Here is a 1157-nt window from a genome sequence, read left to right as displayed (position 1 = left end):
GTGCTCTTCAGATCTCAGGTCCAGCGGCCGGACCGGTGCGGCCGGCCGCTTGTGCAGCGTCACGTCGTAGCGGTACCGGGTCAGCTCGTTGTGGTGGCGGCCGCGCTTGACCTCCACGGCCACCGCGCCGATGTCCGTGCCGTGCTCCCGCAGGACGGTGAAGAAGTCCGGGTCGACCAGGAGTTCCTTCTCGACCCTGACGGCCTGTTCCACGGCACGGCGTACCGCCGCGAGGTCGCCGTGGTCGCCGTGGCCGCCGCTGTCGCCGTGGTCGCCGGTCCGGTGCAGCCGGACGGCGGTGGCCAGCGGGCGCAGCAGCCGCAGGTTGCGGACGTCGCCGACGAACAGCGCGCCGCCGGGGGCGAGCAGCCGCATCAGCTTCCCGATCACGTCCGCGAGGTACTCGGCGGACGGGAAGTACTGCACCACCGAGTTGATCACGATGGTGTCGAACGTGACGGCGGGCAGTCCGTCGATGTCGTGGGCCGGGCGGGTCTGCAGGACGACGCGGCCGGCCAGGTCCGCCTGCCGGGCCACCTGGGCCGTGAGCGCGTCGATCGCGGTGGCGGAGAAGTCCGTCGCCCAGTAGGTCTCGCAGTGCGGCGCGACCTGCGAGAGCAGCAGACCGGTGCCGACGCCGACCTCCAGCACCCGGCGGGGGCGCAGGGCCAGGATGCGGTCCACGGTGGCGTCGCGCCACTCCCGCATCTGCTCGACCGGGATCGGGCTGGCGTCGTAACTGCTGTTCCAGCCGACGAAGTCGTGCCCGAACGCGGCTTCCTCGGGGGCGATGGGCAGGGCGTCGTAGATGTCCCGCCACTCGCCGACGTGGTCGGCTTCGAGTCCGTCGTCCCGGGCGGTGTCCTGGCGTGGGACGACGTAGCCGATCAGCCGGTCGTCCTGGGCGAGGACGGCGGCCCGGGCGACGGCGGGGTGTTCGGCCAGGGCGGCCTCGACCTCGCCGGGCTCGACCCGGAAGCCGCGCACCTTCACCTGGTCGTCGGCGCGGCCGAGGTACTCCAGCTGTCCTCCCCCAACCTCCGGCCGGGGGGACCCCCATGTACGGAACCGCACCACGTCGCCGGTGCGGTACATCCTGGCGCCCGGAGGATCGAACGGGCAGGCGACGAAGCGGCCGGGCCTGACCGCCGGCCGCT

General features: G+C 73.0%; 1 protein-coding gene. It reads right to left on the bottom strand.

Going from position 1 to position 1157, the window contains the following annotated elements; all coding sequences use genetic code 11:
• Positions 1 to 1095, bottom strand: a 1095-nt coding sequence (locus ABZ885_RS41710) for a methyltransferase (protein WP_360200500.1), incomplete at its 3' end; no start/stop codon positions are given.
• Between the last annotated feature and the right edge of the window lie 62 nt (positions 1096 to 1157).

The sequence above is a fragment of the Kitasatospora sp. NPDC047058 genome (assembly GCF_040643935.1).
GTDB lineage: Bacteria > Actinomycetota > Actinomycetes > Streptomycetales > Streptomycetaceae > Kitasatospora.
Note: the sequence above shows the minus strand (reverse complement) of the source record. Positions and strands in the feature narration are given on the sequence as shown.